The sequence below is a fragment of the Streptomyces sp. MNU76 genome, assembly GCF_020982545.1.
Taxonomy (GTDB): domain Bacteria; phylum Actinomycetota; class Actinomycetes; order Streptomycetales; family Streptomycetaceae; genus Streptomyces.
On sequence record NZ_JAJKLK010000003.1, the window covers coordinates 721,039 to 745,131 of the forward strand.

The 24,093-nt window shown below is 69.2% G+C and carries 25 protein-coding genes and 1 pseudogene; 15 read left to right on the forward strand and 11 right to left on the reverse strand.

Features of this window, described 5'->3' with window-relative positions:
* Positions 1-12 precede the first annotated feature (12 nt).
* A complete protein-coding gene (locus E4N62_RS09490) occupies positions 13-1,029 on the reverse strand; it encodes an alcohol dehydrogenase (protein ID WP_230213494.1) in 1,017 nt (338 codons plus the stop codon).
* 151 nt (positions 1,030-1,180) lie between these two features.
* On the opposite strand from E4N62_RS09490, the gene E4N62_RS09495 reads away from it, so the two are divergent.
* The 4 genes from E4N62_RS09495 (at position 1,181) to E4N62_RS09510 (ending at position 3,015) form a co-directional block, all read left to right on the forward strand.
* The gene (locus E4N62_RS09495; protein ID WP_230213495.1) at positions 1,181-1,756 is read left to right on the forward strand and encodes a TetR/AcrR family transcriptional regulator; all 576 of its coding nucleotides are present in this window, start codon (positions 1,181-1,183) and stop codon (positions 1,754-1,756) included.
* Between the two features lie 120 nt (positions 1,757-1,876).
* Positions 1,877-2,191, forward strand: a complete 315-nt coding sequence (locus tag E4N62_RS09500; protein ID WP_230213496.1) for a hypothetical protein — start codon at positions 1,877-1,879, stop codon at positions 2,189-2,191.
* Between the two features lie 61 nt (positions 2,192-2,252).
* Positions 2,253-2,618 carry a hypothetical protein gene (locus E4N62_RS09505; protein WP_230213497.1) on the forward strand — a complete coding sequence of 122 codons (366 nt, stop codon included), beginning with the start codon at positions 2,253-2,255 and terminating at the stop codon, positions 2,616-2,618.
* A gap of 124 nt (positions 2,619-2,742) precedes the next feature.
* Positions 2,743-3,015, forward strand: a complete 273-nt coding sequence (locus E4N62_RS09510) for a helix-turn-helix domain-containing protein (RefSeq protein WP_230213498.1) — start codon at positions 2,743-2,745, stop codon at positions 3,013-3,015.
* Here E4N62_RS09510 and E4N62_RS09515 read toward each other — a convergent pair.
* Both E4N62_RS09515 and E4N62_RS48610 read right to left on the reverse strand, forming a co-directional pair.
* Entirely contained in the window at positions 2,996-3,631 is a 636-nt protein-coding gene (locus tag E4N62_RS09515) for a response regulator transcription factor (RefSeq protein WP_230213499.1), read from the reverse strand. The two genes, E4N62_RS09510 and E4N62_RS09515, sit on opposite strands and share 20 nt — an antisense overlap.
* Positions 3,632-3,649: 18 nt before the next feature.
* A complete protein-coding gene (locus tag E4N62_RS48610) occupies positions 3,650-4,891 on the reverse strand; it encodes a sensor histidine kinase (RefSeq protein WP_230213500.1) in 1,242 nt (413 codons plus the stop codon).
* Positions 4,892-5,113: 222 nt separating this feature from the next.
* Between E4N62_RS48610 and E4N62_RS09525 the strand changes: the two genes are divergently transcribed.
* On the forward strand, positions 5,114-5,317 hold the full coding sequence (locus E4N62_RS09525; RefSeq protein ID WP_230213501.1) for a hypothetical protein: 204 nt from the start codon (positions 5,114-5,116) through the stop codon (positions 5,315-5,317).
* Positions 5,314-7,017 carry a molybdopterin-dependent oxidoreductase gene (locus E4N62_RS09530; protein WP_230213502.1) on the forward strand — a complete coding sequence of 568 codons (1,704 nt, stop codon included), beginning with the start codon at positions 5,314-5,316 and terminating at the stop codon, positions 7,015-7,017. The genes E4N62_RS09525 and E4N62_RS09530 overlap by 4 nt, the downstream gene beginning before the upstream one ends.
* Before the next feature lie 86 nt (positions 7,018-7,103).
* On the opposite strand, the gene E4N62_RS09535 is transcribed toward E4N62_RS09530, so the two are convergent.
* A complete protein-coding gene (locus tag E4N62_RS09535; RefSeq protein WP_230213503.1) occupies positions 7,104-7,472 on the reverse strand; it encodes a hypothetical protein in 369 nt (122 codons plus the stop codon).
* Between the two features lie 346 nt (positions 7,473-7,818).
* Here E4N62_RS09535 and E4N62_RS09540 point away from each other — a divergent pair, with 346 nt between their 5' ends.
* From E4N62_RS09540 to E4N62_RS09565, 6 genes are all read left to right on the forward strand, one after another.
* Positions 7,819-8,766: an NADP-dependent oxidoreductase gene (locus E4N62_RS09540; protein WP_230213504.1), complete on the forward strand. Its 948-nt coding sequence runs from the start codon at positions 7,819-7,821 to the stop codon at positions 8,764-8,766.
* Positions 8,767-9,031: 265 nt separating this feature from the next.
* Complete coding sequence (locus tag E4N62_RS09545; RefSeq protein WP_230213505.1) at positions 9,032-9,478, forward strand: MarR family winged helix-turn-helix transcriptional regulator; 447 nt, start codon at positions 9,032-9,034, stop codon at positions 9,476-9,478.
* Between the two features lie 99 nt (positions 9,479-9,577).
* A complete protein-coding gene (locus tag E4N62_RS09550) occupies positions 9,578-10,819 on the forward strand; it encodes an NAD(P)/FAD-dependent oxidoreductase (protein ID WP_230213506.1) in 1,242 nt (413 codons plus the stop codon).
* A gap of 106 nt (positions 10,820-10,925) precedes the next feature.
* On the forward strand, positions 10,926-11,252 hold the full coding sequence (locus E4N62_RS09555; protein WP_230213507.1) for a 2Fe-2S iron-sulfur cluster-binding protein: 327 nt from the start codon (positions 10,926-10,928) through the stop codon (positions 11,250-11,252).
* Between the two features lie 49 nt (positions 11,253-11,301).
* Positions 11,302-12,519, forward strand: coding sequence for a cytochrome P450 (locus tag E4N62_RS09560; protein ID WP_230213508.1), 1,218 nt, complete (start codon positions 11,302-11,304; stop codon positions 12,517-12,519).
* 77 nt (positions 12,520-12,596) lie between these two features.
* The gene (locus tag E4N62_RS09565) at positions 12,597-13,577 is read left to right on the forward strand and encodes an SDR family NAD(P)-dependent oxidoreductase (protein WP_230213509.1); all 981 of its coding nucleotides are present in this window, start codon (positions 12,597-12,599) and stop codon (positions 13,575-13,577) included.
* 517 nt (positions 13,578-14,094) lie between these two features.
* On the opposite strand, the gene E4N62_RS09570 is transcribed toward E4N62_RS09565, so the two are convergent.
* Together E4N62_RS09570 and E4N62_RS09575 are read right to left on the reverse strand one after the other, a co-directional pair.
* The gene (locus E4N62_RS09570; RefSeq protein WP_374116979.1) at positions 14,095-14,385 is read right to left on the reverse strand and encodes a DUF296 domain-containing protein; all 291 of its coding nucleotides are present in this window, start codon (positions 14,383-14,385) and stop codon (positions 14,095-14,097) included.
* Between the two features lie 112 nt (positions 14,386-14,497).
* Positions 14,498-15,124 (reverse strand): TetR/AcrR family transcriptional regulator, encoded by a 627-nt coding sequence (locus E4N62_RS09575; RefSeq protein ID WP_230213511.1) that lies wholly within the window; start codon positions 15,122-15,124, stop codon positions 14,498-14,500.
* A gap of 129 nt (positions 15,125-15,253) precedes the next feature.
* Here E4N62_RS09575 and E4N62_RS09580 point away from each other — a divergent pair, with 129 nt between their 5' ends.
* From E4N62_RS09580 to E4N62_RS09590, 3 genes and pseudogenes are all read left to right on the forward strand, one after another.
* The gene (locus E4N62_RS09580) at positions 15,254-16,201 is read left to right on the forward strand and encodes an NADP-dependent oxidoreductase (RefSeq protein WP_230213512.1); all 948 of its coding nucleotides are present in this window, start codon (positions 15,254-15,256) and stop codon (positions 16,199-16,201) included.
* 536 nt (positions 16,202-16,737) lie between these two features.
* Positions 16,738-17,106 (forward strand): annotated as a pseudogene (locus E4N62_RS09585) (IS6 family transposase); the annotation flags it as partial.
* Between the two features lie 153 nt (positions 17,107-17,259).
* A complete protein-coding gene (locus E4N62_RS09590; RefSeq protein WP_230213513.1) occupies positions 17,260-18,870 on the forward strand; it encodes an ISL3 family transposase in 1,611 nt (536 codons plus the stop codon).
* 372 nt (positions 18,871-19,242) lie between these two features.
* Here E4N62_RS09590 and E4N62_RS09595 read toward each other — a convergent pair whose 3' ends face one another.
* The 5 genes from E4N62_RS09595 to E4N62_RS09615 are packed head-to-tail and all read right to left on the reverse strand — an operon-like array spanning position 19,243 to position 23,909.
* Complete coding sequence (locus E4N62_RS09595) at positions 19,243-20,259, reverse strand: branched-chain amino acid ABC transporter permease (protein ID WP_230213514.1); 1,017 nt, start codon at positions 20,257-20,259, stop codon at positions 19,243-19,245.
* On the reverse strand, positions 20,256-21,128 hold the full coding sequence (locus tag E4N62_RS09600) for a branched-chain amino acid ABC transporter permease (protein ID WP_230213515.1): 873 nt from the start codon (positions 21,126-21,128) through the stop codon (positions 20,256-20,258). Before E4N62_RS09600 ends, E4N62_RS09595 begins: the two co-directional genes overlap by 4 nt.
* Positions 21,125-21,865, reverse strand: coding sequence for an ABC transporter ATP-binding protein (locus tag E4N62_RS09605; protein WP_230213516.1), 741 nt, complete (start codon positions 21,863-21,865; stop codon positions 21,125-21,127). The genes E4N62_RS09600 and E4N62_RS09605 overlap by 4 nt, the downstream gene beginning before the upstream one ends.
* Entirely contained in the window at positions 21,862-22,590 is a 729-nt protein-coding gene (locus E4N62_RS09610) for an ABC transporter ATP-binding protein (protein ID WP_230213517.1), read from the reverse strand. The genes E4N62_RS09605 and E4N62_RS09610 overlap by 4 nt, the downstream gene beginning before the upstream one ends.
* On the reverse strand, positions 22,587-23,909 hold the full coding sequence (locus E4N62_RS09615) for an ABC transporter substrate-binding protein (RefSeq protein ID WP_230213518.1): 1,323 nt from the start codon (positions 23,907-23,909) through the stop codon (positions 22,587-22,589). The genes E4N62_RS09610 and E4N62_RS09615 overlap by 4 nt, the downstream gene beginning before the upstream one ends.
* Between the last annotated feature and the right edge of the window lie 184 nt (positions 23,910-24,093).

The window sequence follows — 24,093 nt, forward strand, 5'->3', positions numbered from 1 at the left end:
GGAACCGTCTCGTCAGGCGGTCAGCACGATCCGGCCGGGGACCGCGCCCTTGGCCAGGTCGTCCAATGACGCGTTGACGCCCTCGGCGGTGAGCGGGCGGGTGATCAGCGGGGTGCGAGGGAGGCGGCCGGAGCGGGCCAGTTCCACGACCTCGCGCAGCTCGGTCAGGGTGCCGACGTAACTGCCCTGCAGGGTCAGCCGCTTGACCGGCATGAGGGCGGTGGGCAGGGTCAGCTCGCCGCCGAACAGGCCGACCTGGACGAGCTTGCCGTCCCGGCGCAGCGCGTCGAAGGCGAGCCGGGCCGTCGTACCGTTGTTGACGAAGTCGATGACGCCGACCGCGCCGCCGCCGGTGACCCGGCACAGCGCCTCCAGCGCACCCTCGGCGGAGCTGTCGACGGTGTCCGCCGCCCCCAACTCGCGTGCCATGGCGAGGCGTTCCGCGTTGACGTCGACCGCGGTGACGCGCCGATGCCCCAGTGCGCGCAGCACGGCCACGGCCATCAGCCCGACGCCGCCGGTGCCGAGGACGACGATCTCATCGTCCGGGTCGCCGCGCAGCGCCTTGGACACCGCCGCATAGGCAGTGAGGCCGGAGCAGGCGAGGGTGGCCGCCCAGCCGGTGTCGATCCCCGTGCTGTCCAGCAGGTAGCGCTCGTGCGGGATGTGGACCATCTCGGCGTAGCCGCCGTATGCGGTGACGCCGAGTGGGCGCTGGTCGGGGCAGCGATCGTCGTTCCCGGCGCGGCAGTCCTGGCACGTGCCGCAGCCGAGCCAGGGGAAGACCAGCCGTACGTCGCCCGGCTTCGTAGTGGTGACGTCCTCCCCCACGGCGACGACCTCACCGGCCATCTCGTGCCCCGCGACGACGGGGAACGGGAGGGTGAGATTGTCCCGGATGTGGACATCGCTGTGGCAGACACCGCTGTGGGTGAGCCGGAGCAGCACCTCGTGTCCGGACGGTCGAGGGGTCGCGACCGTCGACTCACGGGCGGGGCCGCCTGCTTCTTCGAAGGCGTAGATCTTCACCGTTCGCCCCTTTTCTTCTCTCGCCGCCCAGGTCGGCCGGGGTCGGCGACTGGCGGCGCAGCATTTCTTTCCGAACCAGTTGGTTCGGATAGCCTGGACAGTAATCACGAACCAGTTGGTTCGGCAAGGGGGGCGACGTAGGATTCGGTCCATGCGTCAAGCCGGACACGCCACGAGGAAGCGCCTGCTGGAGGCGGCCCGACAGGAGTTCACGGAGTACGGCGTCGCCGGGGCCCGGATCAACCGCATCGCCTCCGCCGCGCGCGCCAGCAAGGAGCGCCTCTACACGTACTTCCCCAGCAAGGAGGCTCTGTTCGCGGAGGTCATCCGGCTCTGGCTCCTCGAACTGGATGGCGTCGCCCAGCCCGCGCCGGCCGACATGCCCGGCTATGTGGGTCGCCTCTTCGACCATTTCGCGCAGAACCCACTGGACAGCCGCCTCTCGGCCTGGATGCAACTGGAGTTCGGCGACGAGGCCCCATCCGCGCACACGGATCTCTTGAGCAATGCCATCAAGGCGGTTGCCGAGGGGCAGGCGCAGGGCGCGATCGATCCGGTGTGGGATCCGTTCGACCTGGTGATGCTGCTGGTCGGCGTCGCGCACACCATGGCGACGACGGGCCTGTCGACGCGTGGGCTCGGCGTGGAGCGAAGCCAGGTCACCACCCAGCGACGGGCCGCGGCCGTCGCGGCCGCCCGACGTCTCATCGACGAGGCGCCGTCGTAGGAGCGGCAGGCGCGGCAGCCGGCCCCGGGTCGCGGCCGACGCGGATCCGGTGCCCGCTGATGTCCGCCGGCCAGTGGCAGGTCGGTACGTCGGCAGCGCTCACATGTGCCGCTCGCCGCCATGACCGACGCAGGGCAGACCGTCACCCAGCTGCGGGTGCCGGACAAGACCAGCGAGATCAGCTACTTCGCCGGCCTGCTCGCCCCGTTCGACCTGGCCGGAGCGACCGTGCCGGCCGACGCCCTGCACGCCCGGCGCGGCCACGTCCGCTTCCTCGTCGAGGACGAACAGGCGTACTACGCGCTGACGGTGAAGAAGAACCAGGCCGGATTCTACGAGAGGCTGCACTCCCTGCCCTGGAAGCAGGTGAGCACGAAGTTCCACGACCGCGTGAGGGCCACGGCCGCAAGGAGACCCGCGTGGTGCAGGCCCTGACCGTCGACGATCTCGACTTCCCGCACGTCGCCCAGGTCGCCCGCGTGGTCCGGCACCGCAGTTGCCTCAAGACCGGCAGGCGCAGGGGCGAGACGGCCTACGTCATCACCGACCTGACCAGCCGGCCGGCAGGCAGGCATCCCCGCAACGACTCACGAAGATCATCCGACCGCAGTGGACCGTCGAGAACCGACTCCGCTTCGTCCGCGACCACCACCTTCGCGAGGACGCCTCCAAGATCCACACCGGCCACGGCCCGGAGAACACGGCCACCCTCCGCAGCTTCGCGGTCAACCAACTCGGCACCGCCGGACACACGCACATCGCCGCAGGACTCCGGGAGATGTCCTACCAGCCGTTCACCCGCCCCCTGGCCCTCATCGGACTGGCCCGACCCGCGCGGACACATGATCACTCAGACTTTTAAACCGCCCTGGGAGCAGGCCCGGCGGGCCGAAGCTGACGGAGGGGAGGTCGGGCCGGCCGCAGTTCACCTGCCTCAGATCGCGTCTCTGCACGCGGGCCATGGTCGCGATGAGTTCCGCGCGGAGTTGGCCGCGACCGATCGTGACCGGGACGAGGTCGTCGGTGAGACCAGCGTGGTGCGCGCGGCCAACGAGCTGCTCGCCGAGGGCGGATATCCGGCGCCGACCATGGACAAGGCCGCGGCACGGGCGGGGGTGGGCAAGGCGACCGTGTACCGGCGCTGGAGGTCCCGCACAGAGCTTGCCGCCGAGGATCTGGGCATCCCGGGCGGGGTCACGTGGAGGGCCCGAGGCGCCGGGGGGACGGCGCAATCGCGCACTACTGGTGCGGGGACGTGAGGATGCCCTGGGAGAGAGCGAGGGTGACCGCTGCGGTGCGGTCGTTGACGCTCAGCTTGACGAACGTTCGCAGTAGGTGCGTCTTCACCGTCGCTTCGCCGATGTACAACTGCCGACCGATCTCGCTGTTGGACAGACCGCGCGCGACGAGGCCGAGTACCTGAACCTCGCGGGGGGTCAACTGCTCCCCGGACGGCGCCTGCATGTGGCTCACCAGCCGGGCGGCCACCGGCGGGGCGAGGACGGTTTCGCCGCGGGCGGCCGCCCGGATGGCGTCGGTCAGGGTGCCGATCGGGGTGTCCTTGAGCAGGTACCCGGTGGCGCCAGCCTCGATCGCCGGCAGGATGTCGGCGTCGCCCTCGTAGGTGGTCAGCACGAGCACGCGAATGCCGGGGTGCTCCTGGCGGATGCGCGCCGTCGCGGTGGCGCCGTCGGTACCCGGCATCCGCAGGTCCATCAGGACGACGTGCGGGCGCGTTGCGGCGGCGAGGACGATCGCCTCGTCGCCGGAGCCGGCCTCGCCGACGACCCGCAGGTCGTCGTAGGCTTCCAGCATGCCGCGGAGGCCGAAGCGTACGACGGGATGGTCGTCGACGATCAGGATGTGGACAGTCATCGAGCTGGTTCCGCCCGCTCAGTGGTCGGGTGTGGGGCCGAGATCATGCAGTAGCTGCAGGCTACGCGCCGCCTGCTCGGCCAGGGTCAGCGGCAGCTCGACCCGCACCGTGGTGCCTTGGCCAGGAGTCGATTGCACCGTGCAGGTTCCGCCGAGGCTGGAGGCGCGGGTGCGAATGCCGAGCAGGCCGTATCCACCCCGGATGACGGCCGGGGCGAAGCCCTGGCCGTCATCGGTCACTGCCAGTGCCACGAGGCCGTGGTAGTGGCGTAGTTCGATCCGTACTTTCGTGGCGTCGGCATGCTTGCCGACATTGGTCAGGGCCTCCTGCGCGGTGCGCAGCAGGGCGATGTCGGTGCCGGTGGGCGCGCCGGACCGCTCGCCGACTATCGACACCTCGACGTGCGTACCCGTGTCGCGGGTGTGCCGGGCGGCGAGCCGGTCCAGGGCATCCGCGAGGCCGCGGCCGGTCAGATCGACCGGGGCCAACGCGGCGATCAGTGAGCGTGCCTCCGCGAGGTTCTCGCGGGCGGTTTTCTCCAGGATGTCGAGCTGACCGTCGGCGGCTGTCGCATCACGGAACAGGGTCGTCCGCGCGGCCTGGGCGAGCATGAGGACGCTGGTGAAGCCCTGTGCCAGGGTGTCGTGGATCTCGGCGGCCAGGCGTTCACGTTCGGCATGGACGCCGGCCTCGTGGCCCGCGCGTTCCAGTGCGGCCCGGGTCCGGGTCAGTTCCTCGATCAGCTCGGCCCGTTTGCGGTTCTGCTCGCGGATGCCGGTCAGATAGGCGCCCGCGAGGATCGTCACGGTCATGGGTACCAGAACGGTCACGCCGGCCATCGCCAGCGTGTAGCGGCTGATGCCGACACGCGCGATCATGGCCCAGGCGAGTTCGGCGTAGAGGATCGACAGCAGTGGCAGGCGTACGCGCCACCTCGAGACCATCACGAACAGCTGCGGGCAGAGCGCGAACAGCAGTGCGCCACCGATCGGGGCGATGGCGAGCAGGAGCGGGAACGCAACCGCCAGGGCAGCGAAATAGACCGCGCCCCAACGCTCGTCGCGGTTCTCCATGGCCCGCGGAGCGACCAGGGCGTACCAGGCGACGATGACGGCGAGCGTGATGAGAGCGAGCATGCGTTGCCCGAGCGCCACGGTGACGTCGGCCGCGACGGCGACGGCAAGAGGTATCGCGACGGCGCCGACGAGGACATGCCATCCGACGCGGTAGCGGAACCCGAAGTCGACGGTGCTGCGCACTGCCACCTCCTGCCCACCTTCGCTCGCCGTGATCCGGCCGCCAGTCTACGAGCGCCCCTGTCCAAGGTGCCCGGCTCGGCGCCGGGGAACGTCCACGCACCGGTGGAGCCGTGCGTACGTCGATCGGTGGACAACGGGGTCCAACCAAGCGTTGTCGCGGCGGCGGCCACAGAACCGTCACGCTCGTTGTCGAGAACCCCGGTCCGCATCTGGAGGTACCCCATGAAGAAGAACTGGCTCGTCCTCGTCCTCGGCGCCCTGCTGATCTTTTTCGGCGTGACCTGGACCTTGCAGGGAATCGACGTCATGAAGGGCTCGGCGATGAGCGGCGTGACGCTGTGGGCGGTCGTCGGGCCGATCGTGGCGCTCGTCGGTCTGGTCGTGCTGGGTGTCGGCATCGCCCGGCGACGTCGGGTCGGCCGATGAGCGCCAAACAGCTGTCCGGCGCCGACGCGGAGGCTCAGGAGGCAGGTCGGCCGGCCCCGGAACGACCGCCCAAACAGTGGTACGGAGAGCTTGCCGGCGTCGCGGCCACCGCGCTCGCCCTGGGCGTCGGTGAGCTGGTGGCAGCCGCGACGGGCGGGCCCTCAGCGCCCCTCGTGGCGGTGGGTGGCGTCGCCGTGGACGCCGCGCCGACTCCCGTCAAGGAGTTCGCGGTCACGGTGTTCTACACGTACGACAAGCTGGCGCTGCAGGCGGGAATCGTGCTGGTGCTGGCGGTCTTCGCCGCGATCATCGGTGTCATGGCCATGCGTCGGCTCCGGTACGGGTTGGCCGGGGTCGCCGTGTTCGGGATGATCGGCGTACTTGCGTCAGCGACCCGCTCCAGCGCCACATGGGCGTACCCGCTGCCGTCGGTGGTCGGTGCACTGGCTGCCGCCGGCCTTCTGGCACTGCTGCGCCACACCCTGCCGCGCCGTGCGGCGGCATCGGCGCGGGACCTGAGCGACGACACCGGCCCGGACGGGGGCGGGGCGGCGCAGGAAGTCACCGCCCCCGTGCAGGGCGTCCGCTTGCCGTCGTCGGATACCGGCGTCCCGGTGGTGGACGGCGTGGGACAGCCACCGGGCCGGAGACGGTTTCTCGTGCTGGCGTACGGGGCGATCGGTGCGGCCGCGGTGGCCGTACCGGGCGGACGTCGGCTCTGGGCACAGCGTGTGGCCGCGGCCCGGGCCACGGTAGTTCTTCCGTCCCCGTCGAGCCCGGCACCGCCCTTGCCCGCCAAGGTCTCCGCTGACGTGCCCGGAGTGACGAAGTTCGTGACCGCGAATGCGGACTTCTACCGGATCGACACCGCGTTGACGGTGCCCCAGATGGAACCGAAGGACTGGCGGCTGAGGATTCATGGCCGGGTGAAACGGCCGCTGACGTTGACGTACGAGCAACTGCTGGCACGGCCGATGGTGGAGCGGTACATCACACTGACATGTGTGTCCAACGAGGTCGGTGGTGAGTTGGTCGGCAACGCGCGGTGGTTGGGGGTGTCGATCAAGGATCTGCTGGACGAAGTCGAGCCGGATGACGGGGCGGACCAGGTGGTGAGCCGTTCCGTGGACGGCTATACGGCCGGTACGCCGACGACGGCGTTGCGTGACGGGCGGGACGCGCTGCTGGCGGTCGGGATGAACGGGGAGCCACTGCCGGTCGAACACGGGTTTCCGGTCCGGATGGTGGTGCCCGGACTGTACGGATACGTATCGGCGACGAAGTGGCTGACGGAGCTGGAGCTGAGCAGCTTCTCGGACTTCAGCGCCTATTGGGTACGGCGGGATTACGCGGCGCTGGCTCCGGTGAAGACACAGTCGCGGATCGACACACCGACCGCGGGCAAGCGGCTGGAGCGGGGTCCGGTAATGGTGGCCGGAGTGGCGTGGGCGCAGCATCATGGAGTGAGCGCGGTGGAGGTCCGCGTGGATGACGGACCATGGCGGCAAGCAATGCTCGCGGCCGTGCCGTCGGTGGACACCTGGCGGCAGTGGAGCTGGCCGTGGCAGGCGACGCCCGGCAAGCATCGGCTGCAAGTACGCGCCATCGACCACACCGGCCAGGTGCAGACAGGGCAGGCACACAAGCCGCTTCCCGACGGGGCAACCGGCTGGCACACGATCAAGGTCACGGTCACCTGAGCAAGGTCCGCCGACGAACCTGCCGGATAGAGCGCGAAACCAGACTGGAGTATTAGTACTGCGTGGGGCTTCACCATTCCCGCTGGTCAGGAGCGTGGTTTCGAGCCTAGCGGGCTGACGGAGCGTCGGGGGGCAGTTCGGGTAAGGCGGCCGGTACGGCTGGAGAGGTCGCGCACGATCGCCAGGATCTTGCGACAGTCGCCGGGCGGCGCGCCCTCGTCGGCCGCGTCGCTGCGGTGCGGGATGAGCAGGACTGCCCGCCCGGCCACCTTCGCCGATACCGGAGCGGCAGCCCCGGCGTCGGCCGGGGCCTGCTCGGCCAGGCGGTTCAGCACCCGCTCTGCGATCGCCAGTTCATCCCGCTCGACCTGGACCTCCTGGAGTTGCTTGGCCAACTCCTCGGCGAGAGCGTCCAGTTTGCTCCGGCCGACGGTGATCCACTGCCGCCCCTGCATCCCCCGCGTTCTCACGGCGTGCTGACCTGCTGACGGATCGTAGGCGGGGGCCGGTCGTGGGCGCAGGCGAACCCGGCGTCCCGCCGGAGCCGGACCTGCCCGATGATCTACGCCATGGTCATCGGCCGCCGACCGGCACGAGTACCTAACTCGCCATTCACACCAGACCCGCGACCTGCGACTTCACGATGCACACCGCTCACTGGGGTCGGGCATGCCTGCTCTCTTCTCGCACTAGGACCACTTTGTATCGAGCTTATCGGCTCTGTTAGCGTCCTTCACGCGCGAACCCGGAACACGCTTGTATCGGGTTCTGAAGTGATCAACCTGATCGTGAGGTGGCGTAATGAAAGCTGTGGGTTTCACCGAGTTCGGCGGCCCGGAGGTCATGCGGGTTCTGGATCTGCCGGAGCCGCATGCCGGGCCCGGGCAGGTGCGGATCAAGGTGGCCGCCGCCGCTGTGCACCCGTCCGATGTCAACGCGCGGCTCGGGCTCGTCGCCGAGTACAGCCCCGAATGGTTTCCGCCCGCCGAGAAGTACGTGGTGGGGTGGGATGCGGCCGGGGTGATCGATGAGGTCGGCGAGGGAGTGCGCGCCGAATTAGCGGCCGGCGCCGAGGTGATCGCTCTGCTGGTGCCGAAACTGGCGCTGGGTGCGCAGGCGGAGTACGTGGTGGCATCGGCGGAATCGGTGGTCCGCGCACCGAAGGGGGCCGACCCGGCGGCGGCGTCGACCCTGCTGATGAACGCGCTGACCGCGCGGATGGCGTTGGAGGCCCTTGAGCCGGCGCCAGGAGCAACCGTCGCGGTGACCGGCGCGGCCGGTGCGGTCGGCGGTTACGCGGTGCAACTGGCCAAGGCCGCCGGGCTGACGGTGATCGCCGACGCGGCCCAGAGGGACCGGGACCTCGTCATCGGCCTGGGCGCCGATCACGTGCTCCCACGCGGGGGCCAGTTCGCCGAACGGGTCCGTGATCTGTGCCCCGGCGGCGCGGACGGGATCATCGACGGCGCGGTGATGAACGACACGGTCACCGCAGCGGTACGCGACGGCGGAAGCATCGCGACCGTGCAGGGATTCACCGGGATCGCGGACCGTGCTGTGCGCTGGTGCCCCGTTTTCGTGCACAACCGGGTCCGGGACACGGCGGCCCTGACGGAACTGCGCGACCAGGCCGAGGCCGGCATCCTCACGCTCCGCGTCGCGGCGACATTTCCCGTCGACCAGGCGGAAGCGGCGCACCGGCTCTTCGAAGCCGGCGGCGTACGCGGCCGTCCCGTTCTGATGTTCTGAGCCAGGACGAGGACTGACCGCCCCGCCCCGCTCGACTCGCTGACAGAGCTGCAGGATCAGTTGCCAGGCATCGGCATCAGGGGCCGGCAGGAACTGTGTGACCCATCCTGTCGGCCCCGCCGGCGGGATGGGTCACACCCCGGGCACCACCACAGCCGTGCGCAGCCCTCCGGCCTCCACCCTGTGCGGCACCCATCCGACCGCAGGGTTGACAGCAACCTGGCATCCACAATATGGTTGACATTGTCACTGAGTGAGGATGTCAATGATTGACAACAGCACCCACGTTTCGGAACTGGCCCCGGCGCTGATGCGACTCATGGCCGAGTTGACGAGAAAGACACGTGCACTCTTCGGGGACGGCGGTCTGGATTTGACGCCGGATCAGTTCGCGGTGCTCCACGCCCTTGCAGAGCACACCGACCTGATCACCCAGGCCCAGCTCGCCGCCGAGCTCGCTAGGGAGAAGACCGTCGTGCTGCGGCAGATCGACTCGCTTGAGAAGCGAGGACTGCTCGAACGGGTTGCCGACCCGGACGACCGGCGCAAGAGAGGCCTGGTCCTGACCGATGAAGGCCGTCGCGTCCACGCCGCAGCCAAGATCATCGTCGACCGGCTGATGACGGAGCTGGTCGGTGGCATGCCGGCCGAAGAACTCGGGGGCGTCGTCAAGTGTCTCGACGAGATTCGCGCGAAAACCCAGTCGCTCTGAACCGAATCCCGATCGGCCAGTGCCGGCAACGGCGTCGCCGGGCTCGACTCCACCTTGCTCTGCCCCCAGGGAGGTTCACGATGGAAGGAACGCCGAACCATGCCAGATCACTTAGTTGTCGTCGGGGCCGGACAGGCCGGCAGTGAACTCGCAACGACGTTGCGCCAGCGCGGCTGGAGCGGCAGCATCACCCTCGTCGGAGACGAGCTGAGCCCGCCGTACCAGCGCCCGCCACTCTCGAAGGGCTTCCTCCTCGGAAAGCTCTCCCGGCAACAGCTCTACCTCAAGCCTGCCGCGACGTACGAACGCTTCAACATCGCTCTGCGGCTGGGCACACGGGCGGAGGCGATCGACCGGACGGTGAAAGAACTCGTCGTCAGCGACGGCAGCCGCCTGCCGTACGACAGACTCGTCCTGGCGACAGGAGGCCGCGCGCGGCGCCTGACACTGCCGGGCGTGGACATGGACCAGTTCGACAACCTCTTCACGCTGCGCCGGATCGACGACGTCGACGCGCTGCGTCCGCATTTCGTTCCGGGCCGCAAACTCGTCCTCATCGGCGGTGGCTACGTCGGCCTGGAGATCGCTGCGGTGGCCACGCAGCTCGGCGTCGACGTCACCGTCGTCGAGGCGGCTGAGCGACTGCTGGCACGCGTGACCGGGCCGGAGGTGAGCGGCTTCCTTGAGGACGTCCACCGCTCCCACGGTGTCCGCTTCCGACTCGCCGCCACGGTGGCCGACGTGGCCGTGGACGCCTCAGGACGCCGGGTGACCGGGGTGGAGGTGTCGGCCTGCGGGGTCGTGGACCGGCTCGACGCCGACCTCGTACTCGTCGGGATCGGCATGGAGCCGAACACCGGCCTGGCTTCCGCAGCAGGTCTGCAGGTCGACAACGGCATCGTCGTCGACGAGTTCGCACGTACGAGCGACGCGGACATCCTCGCCATCGGCGACTGTGCCAACCAGCCCAGCGCCTACGCCGGCAGACGCATCCGGCTGGAGTCGGCACCCAACGCCATCGAGCACGCCAAGGTCGCCGCGGCGACCATCCTCGGCCGGCCACAGGCGTCCACGGCGACGCCGTGGTTCTGGTCGGAACAGTACGACCTGAAGCTCCAGATGGTGGGCCTGTCAGCCGGCCACGACCGGTGTATCACCCGCGGTGGTACGGACACGACGTTGTCCGCCTTCTACCTCACGGGCGACAGGGTTGTCGCCGCCGACGTCATCAGCCGGCCGGGCGACTTCGCCACCGCGCGGCAGCTCGTCACCAGCGGCCGTCCCGTCGACCCCGAGCGACTGGCCGACAGCGAGATCCCCCTGGCTCAGGCCGCACTCTGATCCCGGCCGCGCCCACGCCGGCGGTGACTGCTCCTGGGCCCGCCGAGGCGGCCAAAAGGGCCGCCTGTTCATGAAACACACCCACGCGAGGAGGGGGAGTTCCACCATGCCCAAGATCACCTTCATCGAGGACGACGGCACCGAGCACGCCGTCGAGGCAGGCGCCGACGCGTCTGTCATGCAGGCCGCGATGGACAACCTCGTCCCCGGCATCGTCGCCGAGTGCGGCGGTTACGCCAACTGCGCCACCTGCCACGTCTACATCGACCCGGCATGGGCCGACAAGCTGCCCGCGCCCGAGGAGGCCGAGGACGTCATGATCGAGGCCGCCTTCGACGTCCGGCCCACCAGCCGACTGTCCTGCCAGGTCCAGGTGACCGAGGACACCGACGGGCTGATCGTGAGGCTCCCTGCCTCCCAGACCGGCGCCTGACCCGCCCTTCCTTCCTGCGCCCGACCACCCTGACGAGAGAGGTGACACGATGACCACGAACTCCACGACGGACATCCCCGCGCACGTACCGGAAGACCGCGTCGTCGACTTCGACTACCTGCGGCCGGCCGGCATCGACGAGGACCTGCACCTGGCCTGGAAGAACGCGCAGGACACCCTGCCCGACATCTTCTGGACCCCCCGCAACGGCGGCCACTGGGTCGTCACACGCGCCGACGCCATCAAGGCGATCCAGCTCGACCACAAGCGCTTCTCGCACGCGCGCCTCACGATCGGAGGCCCGCACGTGCGCGAGGGAGCCGTCGTCCAGATGGACCCGCCACGGCACGGCTCGTACCGGATGCTCGTGTCTCCCGCTTTCTCCCCCAAGGCCGTAGCGGCCCTGGAGCCGGTCGTGCGGGAGACCACCGTGTCGATCGTCGAGGAACTGCGCCCCAAGGGTGAGTGCGAGTTCGTCGGCGATTTCGCCCAGATACTGCCCGTCGTCGTCTTCCTCGGCACTGTCGATCTTCCGCCGGAAGACCGCGACTACCTCCTGCCGCTCGCGGAGAAGGTCATTCGACCGCGGGATCGGCAGGAGCATCTTGAAAGCCAAACCGCCCTGGGCGAGTACGTCGCCCGAGCCCTGGCCGCACGGGCCGAGCGACCGGGCAGCGACCTCCTGAGCAAGATCGTGACGGCGAAGGTCGGTGGCGAGCCCATCACCTTCGAGGCGGCCGTGGCGCTGTCCCAGATCGTCCTGTCCGGCGGTCTGGACACCGTCGCCTCGATCCTCGGCTTCGTCGTACGGTTCCTCGCGCTGAACCCGGGACACCGCCGGCAGCTGATCGACGACCCCTCCCTCGTGCCCAACGCCGTCGAGGAGCTCATCCGCCGCCACGGGCTCATCAACACCGCGCGGCTGATCACGCAGGACACCGAGTTCCAGGGGATGCGGCTCAAGGAGGGGGAGCAGATCCTCGTCCCCAACCACCTCTACGGTCTCGACGAGCGGCAGGTCGACAACCCGCTCGTCGTCGACTTCACCCGGCCCCACCCCGAGCAGCACTACGCGGCCTTCGGCAACGGGCCCCACCGGTGTCCGGGCTCCTTCCTCGCCAAGCTCGAACTCACGGTGTTCCTCCAGGAATGGCTCGCCCGGATCCCGGACTTCGTCATCAAGCCCGGCACGACGCCCCGCATGGCATCCGGTTCCGTCAGCACCGTCCACGAACTCCACCTCGCGTGGGACACCGATCCCCGCTGATCTACCCGCCCAGCTAACCCCGCCGACAGGTCGGCACCATCACACCGGTCCTCCGGCGCCAAGACTCAGGAGCATCCATGTCCCAGATCACCTTCACCGATCGTGTTGTCGCGATCACGGGCGCCGGCCGAGGACTCGGCCGGGAACACGCCCTGGACTTCGCCCGCAGGGGAGCGGCAGTCGTCGTCAACGACCTCGGGGGCACCGGGTTCGGGGCGGGCGCCTCGAACAGCGCCGCCGACGAGGTCGTCGCCGAGATCCGGGCCGCCGGCGGGCGGGCCGTGGCGAACTACGACTCCGTCAGCACCCGATCGGGCGGCCAGGCGATCACCGAGTGCGCGATGGACAACTTCGGCCGCATCGACGCGGTCGTCAACAACGCCGGGTTCCTGCGCAACAAGGTGTTCGAGGACCTGGGGGCCGCCGAACTCGACGACATCATCGACGTGCACCTCAAGGCGGCGTTCTACGTCACTCAGCCCGCCTACCGTGTCATGCAGCGTGAGGGCTACGGACGCATAGTGTTCACGTCATCGGCCTCCGGCGCCTTCGGCAGCCCGGAGCAGACCAACTACGGCGCGGCCAAAGCCGGTCTGCTCGGCCTCACCAACTGCCTCGCCTGGGAAGGGCGCAAGCACGGCATTCTCGTCAACGCCGTGCTCCCCACCGCCGGCACCCGGCTGGCGCAGGAGATGAGCCAGCAGTGGTACGACGAGATGGTCGGAGAGGTCCACCCGGACGCGGCCGTCCTTGCACCCACCCATGATCCCTCCTACGTCACGCCCGTCGTGGTCTACCTCGCAAGCGAGCAGAACACGGCCACGCGCGGGTTCTACTCGGCCACCGGCGGGCGATTCGCCAAGGTCGTCCCCGCGGTGACACACGGCTGGTTCGGCCCGCTGGAGCGTCCGGCCACCGCGGAGGAGATCGCCGAGCACTTCACCGACATCGAGTCCGACCAGCACGGCTATGACCTTCCCGAGAACGTGATCGACGAGGGCCGCCCCGTGCTGGCGCGCAGGCTTCAGCAGACGGGCTCCGCGTCCGCCGGGGCCTGATCTCCCGTAGCAGGCCGCCATCGCGGCAGATCACAGCCTCGCAACCGGGCGCAACACCCGGCCACTACAGCTTCACCCTGCCAGGCGAGGTCCAGGGCCACCGCTCCGCTCCACCGCCAAACCCGAAACCGCCTCCACCACAATCCAGGAGGTCTCCTCAGCCGGCTCGTCCCTGCCCACGCGCTGGGCGAGCCGGTAGCCGACCTTCTCGTGCGACAGACCCACCTGGCCACCGATCTGTCGCACCCCCCATTATCTTCTTCGCGGTCCTGCAAGAGGGCTGCCCGGACGGGCAGGCGGGTCGGGCAGCTGCGGCTGGTCGCCTGAACGGGGCGTGTGCGGTGAGGTCGAGGAAGTCGGCGACGGGGCCCAGGCCGGATCCGCCCGGTACATGTGAGGTGTGGGCGGCACTGGGCGACGTCGACGGCGGCGTCCACGTCGCCGAGCGCCAGGATCTCGCGGCCTGGCTGGTCAACGGGACCGAGGGGCCCGGCACGGGCACCTGACGCAGGGCCGGTCAGGTGACGGGGATGACGTAGACGCGGGCGAAGTGGGTGCCGATCACGGCTTCGTGGAGGTGTCCGACGATGGCACGGTCGCCTTCGGCGCCCATGACGACGTGGAGGTGGGCGAAGCCGTTGCGGATCTCGCCGGTGCCGGTATCTCGCCGGGCAGGCGGTACTTGGTGATGGTGTCCTTGAGTGCGTCGCCTTCGGGACATGGTCGAGACGGTGAAGGAGTCGGCGGCCGCGATCAGGGAGACGATCGCGGCGTCGGTGATGCCGGCCTTGGCGGCCAGGCGGTTCAGCTCATCGGGGGAACCAGTTCACCCGTTCCTCGAACGTGAGTTGACGCGCGGGCGGCACGAAGCCCCAGGCGTTTCTGATCAGTCGCTTGCCGGTGGCCGCTGTACGCGTTCGTCAGAGCGAAGGCATGAGAATGCCGTCGACGATCGCTGCGATGTCGTCGTCGCTGATCTGCCGGCCGCGGACAAGCTGCCAGTGGAGCAGGAGAGCGAGGGCGGCGGAGACCGCGATCGGGTGTTCTCCTGACGGATCGGTCCGGCCAGGGGGCCGGTCGCCGCGCTCCACCGCGTGCGCCAGCACGCCCTCGACGGCTTGGTGCAGGGAGTCGATATAGCGCTGGCGGACGAGGCTGCACAGTTCCGGTTCCTGGCGAGCTGTGTCGAGCAGGGCTGAGAGCAGGTCGACGCGAGAGTGGTCCGGGCTCCGGGTGGCGCGGGTCATGGTCGCGATGAGTTCCGCGCGGAGTTGGCCGCGGCCGATCGTGACCGGGACGAGGTCGTCGGTGAGACCGGCGTGGTCCAGCGCCTCGGCGGCAAGCTCTGCGCGGGACCTCCAGCGCCGGTACACGGTCGCCTTGCCCACCCCCGCTCGTGCCGCGGCCTTGTCCATGGTCAGCGCCGGATATCCGCCCTCGGCGAGCAACTCGCTGGCCGCGCGCAGGATCTGGGCATCCCGGGCGGGGTCACGTGGAGGGCCAGAGGCGCCGGGGGGACGGCGCAGTCGCGCACTGGGGTCGGGCATGCCTGCTCTCTTCTCACACTGGGACCACTTTGTATCGAGCTTATCGGCTCTGTTAGCGTCCTTAACGAGCGAACCCGGAACGCACTTGTATCGGGTTCTGAATGATCAACTTGATCGTGAGGTGGCGTAGTGAAAGCTGTGGGTTTCACCGAGTTCGGCGGCCCGGAGGTCATGCGGGTTCTGGATCTGCCGGAGCCGCATGCCGGGCCCGGGCAGGTGCGGATCAAGGTGGCCGCCGCCGCTGTGCACCCGTCCGATGTCAACGCGCGGCTCGGGCTCGTCGCCGAGTACAGCCCCGAATGGTTTCCGCCCGCCGAGAAGTACGTGGTGGGGTGGGATGCGGCCGGGGTGATCGATGAGGTCGGCGAGGGAGTGCGCGCCGAATTAGCGGCCGGCGCCGAGGTGATCGCTCTGCTGGTGCCGAAACTGGCGCTGGGTGCGCAGGCGGAGTACGTGGTGGCACCGGCGGAATCGGTGGTCCGCGCACCGAAGGGGGCCGACCCGGCGGCGGCGTCGACCCTGCTGATGAACGCGCTGACCGCGCGGATGGCGTTGGAGGCCCTTGAGCCGGCGCCAGGAGCAACCGTCGCGGTGACCGGCGCGGCCGGTGCGGTCGGCGGTTACGCGGTGCAACTGGCCAAGGCCGCCGGGCTGACGGTGATCGCCGACGCGGCCCAGAGGGACCGGGACCTCGTCATCGGCCTGGGCGCCGATCACGTGCTCCCACGCGGGGGCCAGTTCGCCGAACGGGTCCGTGATCTGTGCCCCGGCGGCGCGGACGGGATCATCGACGGCGCGGTGATGAACGACACGGTCACCGCAGCGGTACGCGACGGCGGAAGCATCGCGACCGTGCAGGGATTCACCGGGATCGCGGACCGTGCTGTGCGCTGGTGCCCCGTTTTCGTGCACAACCGGGTCCGGGACACGGCGGCCCTGACGGAACTGCGCGACCAGGCCGAGGCCGGCATCCTCACACTCCGCGTCGCGGCGACATTTCCCGTCGACCAGGCGGAAGCGACGCACCGGCTCTTCGAAACCGGCGGCGTACGCGGCCGTCCCGTCCTACTGTTCTGAGCCAGAACGAGGACTGACAGTCAGGATGTGACGTGGCTTCTCCGACGGGTCTGACTCACGGACTGACCGACGTCTCGACTGTCTTGTTCAGGATTTGTCGATCCGCTCGGAGGAGCCGCCTCGCACGCGACCGGACGGGCGTTCGTGACCCTATAGGAGTCGACCGCTCACCTGCGGTGACGCCCCGCGGGCGTGAAAATCGGTACAGGGGCTGTCCGCCGACGCCGCTTGATGTTTGGGCCGTGAGCCCGCATAGGAGTCTGGTGAGGGAGCCACCCGAGGGGCCGCATACTGTCGCCTTGAGCACGCCCATCAGCTTCTCTGACCCCCTCAGGCTCCCCGGGCAGCCCCTACCCGAACCAGCACAATAGGGGGCATGTCATGGAGGAGTTGAGAGAAGACCACGACGACAGGACGGTCGCGCGGGTCGCGGCGATCGGCATTGCCAAGGCATCCGGGAGGCGCTGTCACGTTGGCTGAGCGGGTGGGATGATCTTCTGGTTGATCGCGTTGGAGGATGCTGTTCCGTCGGGGCCGTGGCTCCGTCGTACAAGGGGCACCGGTACCCGGTCGAGGTCATCTCCCACTGCGTGTGGCTGTATCACCGCTTCCCGCTGTCGTTCCGCGAGGTCGAGGAGCTGATGCTCGAGCGGGGGATCGTCGTCTCGTACGAGACGGTGCGCCGCTGGTGCGCCAAGTTCGGTCAGCGGTACGCCGATTCGCTGCGCCGCCGCCGGCCCCGGCCTGGTGACGAGTGGCACTTGGACGAGGTCTTCATCGAGATCAATGGGGAACAGAAGTATCTGTGGCGGGCGGTCGACCAGGACGGCAACGTCCTGGACATCCTGGTACCGAGCCGCCGGGACACCGCTGCAGCCAAACGCTTCTTCCGCCGCCTGCTGAAGAATCTTGTGAGCGGGGAGATATCTGGCCGTCCGCGGGGAAACCGCTGGCCATCAGTGGGGCCGTAAATGGCCGCCTATGGGGAGTTTTCGGTTCTGGATCACTTTCCGTGCCAGAGCCACGGAGGGTCACCACAACCGCGATCATGAACGGCCGTGGGTGATGTGTTCCTCCAGGACCTGTGGTTCCACCCGGTCGAAGGCGTTGTGCTCGAAAATGCAGTGGCCGACGGCGAGTTGGTGATCGTGCGGGCCCGCGCGTCGGCGGAGCGGGCTGCGTGTCCTGCTTGCTCGACGACGTCGGGCCGAGTGCACAGCCGATACGTACGCCGCCTCGCCGACACCGCAGTCGGCGGGCGTCACGTGGTGATCGAGTTACAGGTCCGGCGGTTCCGCTGCCGCGACCGCGCCTGCCGGCAGGCCACGTTCGCCGAGCAGGTCGACGGGCTGACCTTCCGGCACGGGAGACGAAGCGCCGGGCTGCAGACGGTGCTGCAAAAGGTGGCGGTGATGCTGGCGGGCCGGGCCGGCGCCCGCTTGGCGGACACGCTCGCGGTCCGGGCGAGCCGGTCGACGCTCCTGCGGCTGATACGCCGCCTTCCGGAGCCGGAAGCGCACACACCACGGGTGCTCGGAGTGGACGAGTTCGCCCTGCGCAAGGGACACAACTACGGCACGATCCTGGTGGACATCGACACGCGCCGTCCGGTTGACCTGTTGCCCGACCGGGCCACGGCGACGGTGGCCGCCTGGCTCACCGACCACCCCGGCGTCGAGGTGATATGCCGTGACCGGTCGACCGCCTACGCCGAGGCCGGACGGCTCGGCGCCCCGGATGCTATTCACGTCGCGGACCGGTGGCACATCTGGAAAAACCTGGCCGAGGCCGTCGAGAAGACGGTCATCCAGCACCGCGCCCTGCTGCGCGAGCCGGAGAACACTGCCCCGGTCCGCGCCGCCGAGCCCCTGGAGAACCCGGAGCCTGCGCCGCCTTCCCCGGAGGAACCACGACAGTCGGGCCGTCTGTCCGACCGGGTACGCGAGCAGCACGCGGCCGCCCATGCCCTGCTGGATGAGGGGCTCGGGCTGCGGCCGATCGCCCGCCGGCTGGGCCTGGCCCGCAACACCGTCCGCCGACTCGCGAATGCGGCTACCGCAGACGAGCTCCTCGTCGGACGGTGGACCGGCAGGACCAGCATCCTCGACCCCTACAAGCCCTACCTCCATCAGCGGTGGGCGGAGGGCTGCACCGTCGCCCGCCGCCTGTTCGAGGAAGTCCGCGAGCGCGGCTATCCCGGTGGCGAGAGCGTCGTGAAGAAGCACGTGCAGCGGCTCCGCAAAGCCTTCCCGCACGACGATCCGCCCCGCAAAGCGCCGTCCGTGCGGGACGTGACCAGCTGGATCACCCGTCGCCCCGACCGCCTCACCGACGACCAGGCCCAGCAGCTCAAGCAGATTCTCGCCCGCTGCCCCGCCCTCGGCAGAACCGCCGAACACGTTCGTCTCTTCGCCGAGTTGATGAACGACCGCCGGGGCAGCGAACTCGGTCAATGGATAGAACGCGTGCAGGCTGACGACTTGCCCGCCCTGCATGGCTTTGTCACCGGCCTCGGCCAGGATTTCGATGCCGTCGTCGCCGGGCTCAGCCTGCCCTACAGCTCTGGAGCGGTCGAGGGCCACAACAACAAGATCAAGATGCTGAAGCGGCAGATGTTCGGCCACGCCAACTTCGACCTGCTCCGCAAGCGGGTCCTCCTCGCAGCGTGAGGCCGTTCATGATCGCGGTTGTGGTGACCCTCCGTGGCTCTGGTACGGAAAGTGATCCAGAACCACGGTTCAGACGACGCCGACAAGGTGAGGACCTTGGGGGGTGATCGCCCAGTGTTTGGCATGGCGTGCAGGACGTCTCTGTAGCGGCAGGTAAGGCAGAGGAGGGCTGCGTTGTGGCGTTTGCTCTCCGCCCCGCCACGCAGGACCTCTCCTTCCTCCGGATCCACTATCCGTAATGCCGTTACGCGGTGAGATGGCATGACGGTGTGGGACAACCACATCGTGATCGGTTACTGGATCGCTTGAGGTGATGGCGCGCACATCAGGGAGAGGAGCCACCGGCCGGGCCGCCTCTTCCTGATGCCGGGTCTACAACCGGACCGTGTGGCGCACCGGGAAAACGGCGAATCCCGTGCGGTGCGCCAGCGTCCCCCACAGCCCCCGCGGCAGGTACAGCGAGACCACGATGGCCGCCGCGCCCACCACGATCAGGTACCAGACACCGCTCTGCGCGAAGTACTTGTCGAGGAGGAAGTACGCGATCGCGCCGACGACCGGGCCCTCGATCGTGCCGATGCCGCCGATGATCACCATGAAGACCATCAGGGCCGAGTACTGCACCCCGAAAATCTGCGTCGGCGACGCCACCCCCAGGCTGTTGACGCAGATCACCGCACCGGCGGCGGCACATCCGGCAGCCGCGGTGATGTAGATGATCCGCTTGCCGCGCGTGACGTTCACGCCGAGGGAACCGGCGGCGGTGTCGTCGTCGCGGATGGCCTGGAGGCTCAGGCCGAGCCGGCTGCGCAGGACGGCGTAGGTGCCGAGCACGGCCGCGGCCATGACGGCGAGCGCCAGCCAGTAGGTGAAGGCGCGCCGCAGCACCGGATCGGCGGTGACGTCCGACAGGGTGCGTCCGCTCGCCGCTCCGAGAAAGTCGAAGCGGACCACGATCAGGCGGACGACCTCGGCGATCACCCAGGTGCCGACGGCGAAGTAGCCGCCGCGCAGCCGGAAGGCGAGGTACGACACCGGCCAGGCGAGCAGCGCCACCAGAGCGGAGACGACGAGCGTGCCCGCGTAGACGCTCAGGCCGTGGTCGTTGACGATGAACAGGAGGTAGGCGCCCAGGCCGATGAACGCCTGCTGGCCCATCGACATCATGCCCGCGTACCCCGCGAGCAGGTTCCACATGGACGCGAGGGCCACCAGGTAGCAGAGCTTGACGAGTTGGGCCGTGACGCCGGATTCGACGAGGTAGGGAAGGGTCGCCATCGCCAGCAGGACGACGGCCGTGCCCGTGAGGCCGAGGACCGTGGCGCGGCCACCCCGGTGAACGGCCGGCAGCGCGGTCACCTCGGCAGCGGGGGCTGTCTGGACGGTCATGCGAGGACACTCCTGCCGAACAGGCCCTGCGGACGGAACACCAGGACCAGGAGGAAGACCACGTGCCCCGCGAGCAGGGGGAGGTCCGGGGAGATCTGGGCGCCGACGGACTGGGCCACACCGAGCACCACGCCACCCGCGAGCGTGCCCCACAGCGAGCCGAGACCGCCGATGATGACCGTCTCGAAGGCGAACAGGACGGTGAGCTGACTCTCGAAGGGGGTGACTCCGCCCTGCCGCATCGTGTACAGGACACCGGCCAGGGCCACCGTCGCGAAGGCGATGACCGAGGTCAGGGCATACACGCGGCGGTTGTCGACGCCCATGAGGCGGACCACCGCGCGGTCGTCGGACGTGGCCCGGACGATCCGGCCGGGCTGGGTGCGGTAGAGGAAGAGGTGGAGCGAGGAGAGGACCGCTACCGCCGCCGCGACCGTGATCAGCGGGAACCATCCGATGGCCAGGCCACCGCCGAGGTCGATGCTCGCGGTGCCGAGCGAGCCGATGGGCAGAGGCTGCGCGTCGCTGCTGAACACCTGGACCAGGACGTTCGGGATGATGACTGAGATGCCGAAGGTGACCAGCATCGGGGCGAGTTCGCCGATGCCCATCGCGCGGTCCAGCATGGAGCGTTGGACGAGGTAGCCGAGTGCGCCGACCGCGACCATCGACACGACGATGGTGACGGGGACCGGGACGCCGTAGTGCGCCGCGGTCACCGAGGCCACGTAGCCGCCGAGGATCATCAGATCCCCGTGGGCGAGGTTGGCGATCCGCATCACGCCGAAGACGAGGGACAGGCCCGCGGCGGCCATGGCGAAGATGCCGCCGAGCAGGACGCCCTGCAGGATTGCGTTGAGCCAGGTCATGGGGTCTTCACCTCCGGGAAGGCGCCGGTGCCGAAGTACGCGGCGGTCACCTGGTCGCGGGTGAGTTCGGCCGCCGTGCCGGTCAGCACGATCCGGCCCTCCAGGACACACGCGATGCGGTCCGCCACGGCGAACGTGCGGTTGAGGTCCTGTTCGACCAGGATCACGGTCGCGCCCTCGGCACGGATACCGGGCAGCGCCGTGTAGAGCTGGTCCACGACGAGCGGGGCCAGGCCCAGGGAGACCTCGTCGAGGAGCAGCAGCCGCGGATTGCCCATCAGCGCGCGGCCGATGGCGACGGCCTGCTGCTCACCGCCGGAGAGCCGGGCCGCCTTGCGGGTACGGCGGTCGGCGACGAGCGGCATCGCCTCGTACACCTTGGCCAGGTTCCAGGGGCCCTTGCGCCCGGTGGCGGCGCCCACCTGGAGGTTCTCCTCGACGGTGAGCGACGGGAAGAGCCGGCGGCCCTCCGGGACCAGGCAGACGCCCTTGCGGGCCCGGCGGATGTCCGGCTCGGCGGTGACGTCCTCACCGGCCAGGCCGATCGTGCCGCGGAAGGGCTTCAGGGCTCCCGCGATTGTTTTCAACAGGGTGGATTTACCTGCGCCGTTGGCACCGACCAGGGCGATCAGCTCACCTTCGGCCACTTCGAGGTCGATGCCGAACAAGGCCTGGAAGTCGCCGTATCCGGCATCGACGGAGGTGACCCGCAGGAGCGGGCTCAGGCTCGCGCTCACGCCGCCGTACCTCCCAGGTAGACCTCCGCGACCTCGTCGCTGGCCAGTACCTCGTGCGGGTCGCCGTCGACGCGGATCCGGCCGTACGCGAGGCAGACCAGCCGGTCAACGACCTGGACCAGGGCCTTGACGACATGCTCGATCCACAGGATCGTCACGCCGGACTCCTTCAGGGACAGCACGGTGGCGACGAGTTCCTCCGCCTCGGCCTCGGTGAGGCCGCCCGCGATCTCGTCGAGGAGCAGCAGATCGGGACCGGTGGCCAGCGCCCGTGCCAGCTCCAGCCGTTTGCGGCCGAGCAGGGGCAGGGAGCCGGCCGGCTTGTTGGCGAGGTGGAGCAGCCCGGCGGTCTCCAGCGCGCGCAGGGCCTGCTCGCGGGCGGGGCCGCCCCGCAGCCGGGCCCCCCGCTCGGCGCCGACCAGTGCGTTCTCGAACACGGTCAGGTCGCCGAACGGGCGCGGTATCTGGAAGGAGCGGCCGACGCCGAGCCGACATCGCTCGGCCGCGGAGCTGCGGGTGACATCGCGGCCCGCGAGCCGCACGCAGCCGGCGGTCGCGCGCTCGACGCCCGAGATCGCGCTGAGCAGGGTGGACTTGCCCGCGCCGTTCGGGCCGACGATACCGACGGCCTGCCCGCGCGGGACGGTCAGCTCGACGTCCTCCAGGACCCGCAACTCGCCGAAGTGCACGGCCAGATGGTCCACTTCGAGGAGTGGAGCGGTCACAGTTCCGCCGCCTTCGCGTCGGGCTTGACCATCGGCATCAAGCTGTTGCTGACAACCTTCAGTTCGTACGCGTCACCGCTCCCCTTGATCCACTGGGTGCCGACCATGGGGATGGTGGCGACGTTCTTGACCGGGTTGGCCGCACCGCCGCCGGTCCAGGAGAGGTGGCCGAGGACGGTGTCGAGGCTGGTCTTCCCGATCTGGGCGGCGACGGCCTCGCGGTCCTTGGGGTTCGCGTTGCGCAGGACGTGGTTGGCCACCTCGAACAGCGCGTGGTTGGGGCCGAGCCCCTGGTTCCACGTCCGGCCCTTCGCCAGCGGGGACTTCTCGTAGTCGTCGGCGAGCGCGGTGGCGGTCTGACCGGTGATCGTGGAGGTGAACGGGAACTGCGGCACCCACCAGCTCGCCGTGCACAGCCCGTTGCCGAGGTTGTTCGGCAGGGAGGCCACCGACGACTCGAAGAGGATGGCCTTGGAGATGGTGGCGACCGTGGGCTTGAAGTTCTGCTGTGCGGCCTGCGTCCAGAACGTCGAGAAGTCGGGCGGCGAGGGCACGCCGGCGAGGATCTCGACGCCCTCCTTCTTGAACTTCGCGATGATCGACGAGAAGTCCTTGGTGCCGGGCTCGTAGGAACCCGGGTCCACGAATGTGAAGCCCTTGGTCGGGGGCTGCGCGCGGTAACCGGTGGTCTTGTCCCGGAAGGCGTTGCCGTCGGAGTCGTTCGGCCACAGCACGCCGACCTTCTTGTTGGTGTCGTGCTGCCGCCACATGTCGCTCTCGACCCTGGCCAGGTGCTCGATGCCGTCGAAGAAGTGGAACGTGTACGTGAAGGTCTTCTTCGGCGTGCCGCCACGCCCGAAGAACCAGGCCTGCCAGGGCTCGATGGTCGAGACGCAGGGCACGCCCTCGCTCTCGCACTTGGCCGCCACCGGGTGGATCGTGTCCGGCGTCGCGGTGACGAGGACGAGGTCGACCTGCTGCTGGGAGATCAGCTCGTCCGCGATGGTGGCCGCCTGCTGCGGGTCCGAGCCCGTGTCGCGGTCCAGGATCTTCACGTCGTACTTCTTGCCGTCGTGGGTGATCCCCTTGGCGAAGAAGGCACGCACCTGCTCGAGAATGTAGGCGTCGGACTCGGCGAAGGCCGCGTAGGCGCCGGTGCGCGGGCTGACGTAACCGATCTTGATGGTGTCGCCGGTCGAACTGCCCGAGCCCTTGAGGCCGGAGGAACAGGCGGAAAGAATCGGGGAGGCCGCCACGGCAGAGACTCCGAGGCCTCTGAGGACGGTGCGGCGGGAGGGCTTGATCGCGGGGTGTTCCATGGCGGGCTCCGGAGGGCCTTGAGCCGCAGATCGCGGGCTGCGGCGAGTGGAGGAAGTGGCCGCGAACGTAGGCCCGCCGTCCGTGCCTGGACAGGGCACGGATTCGATATGCGAGACGGCTGGGCCGTCGGTGACCCTAATGAAACATCAGCTGTACGCAGGGGGACGTAGAGGAGATACAGCA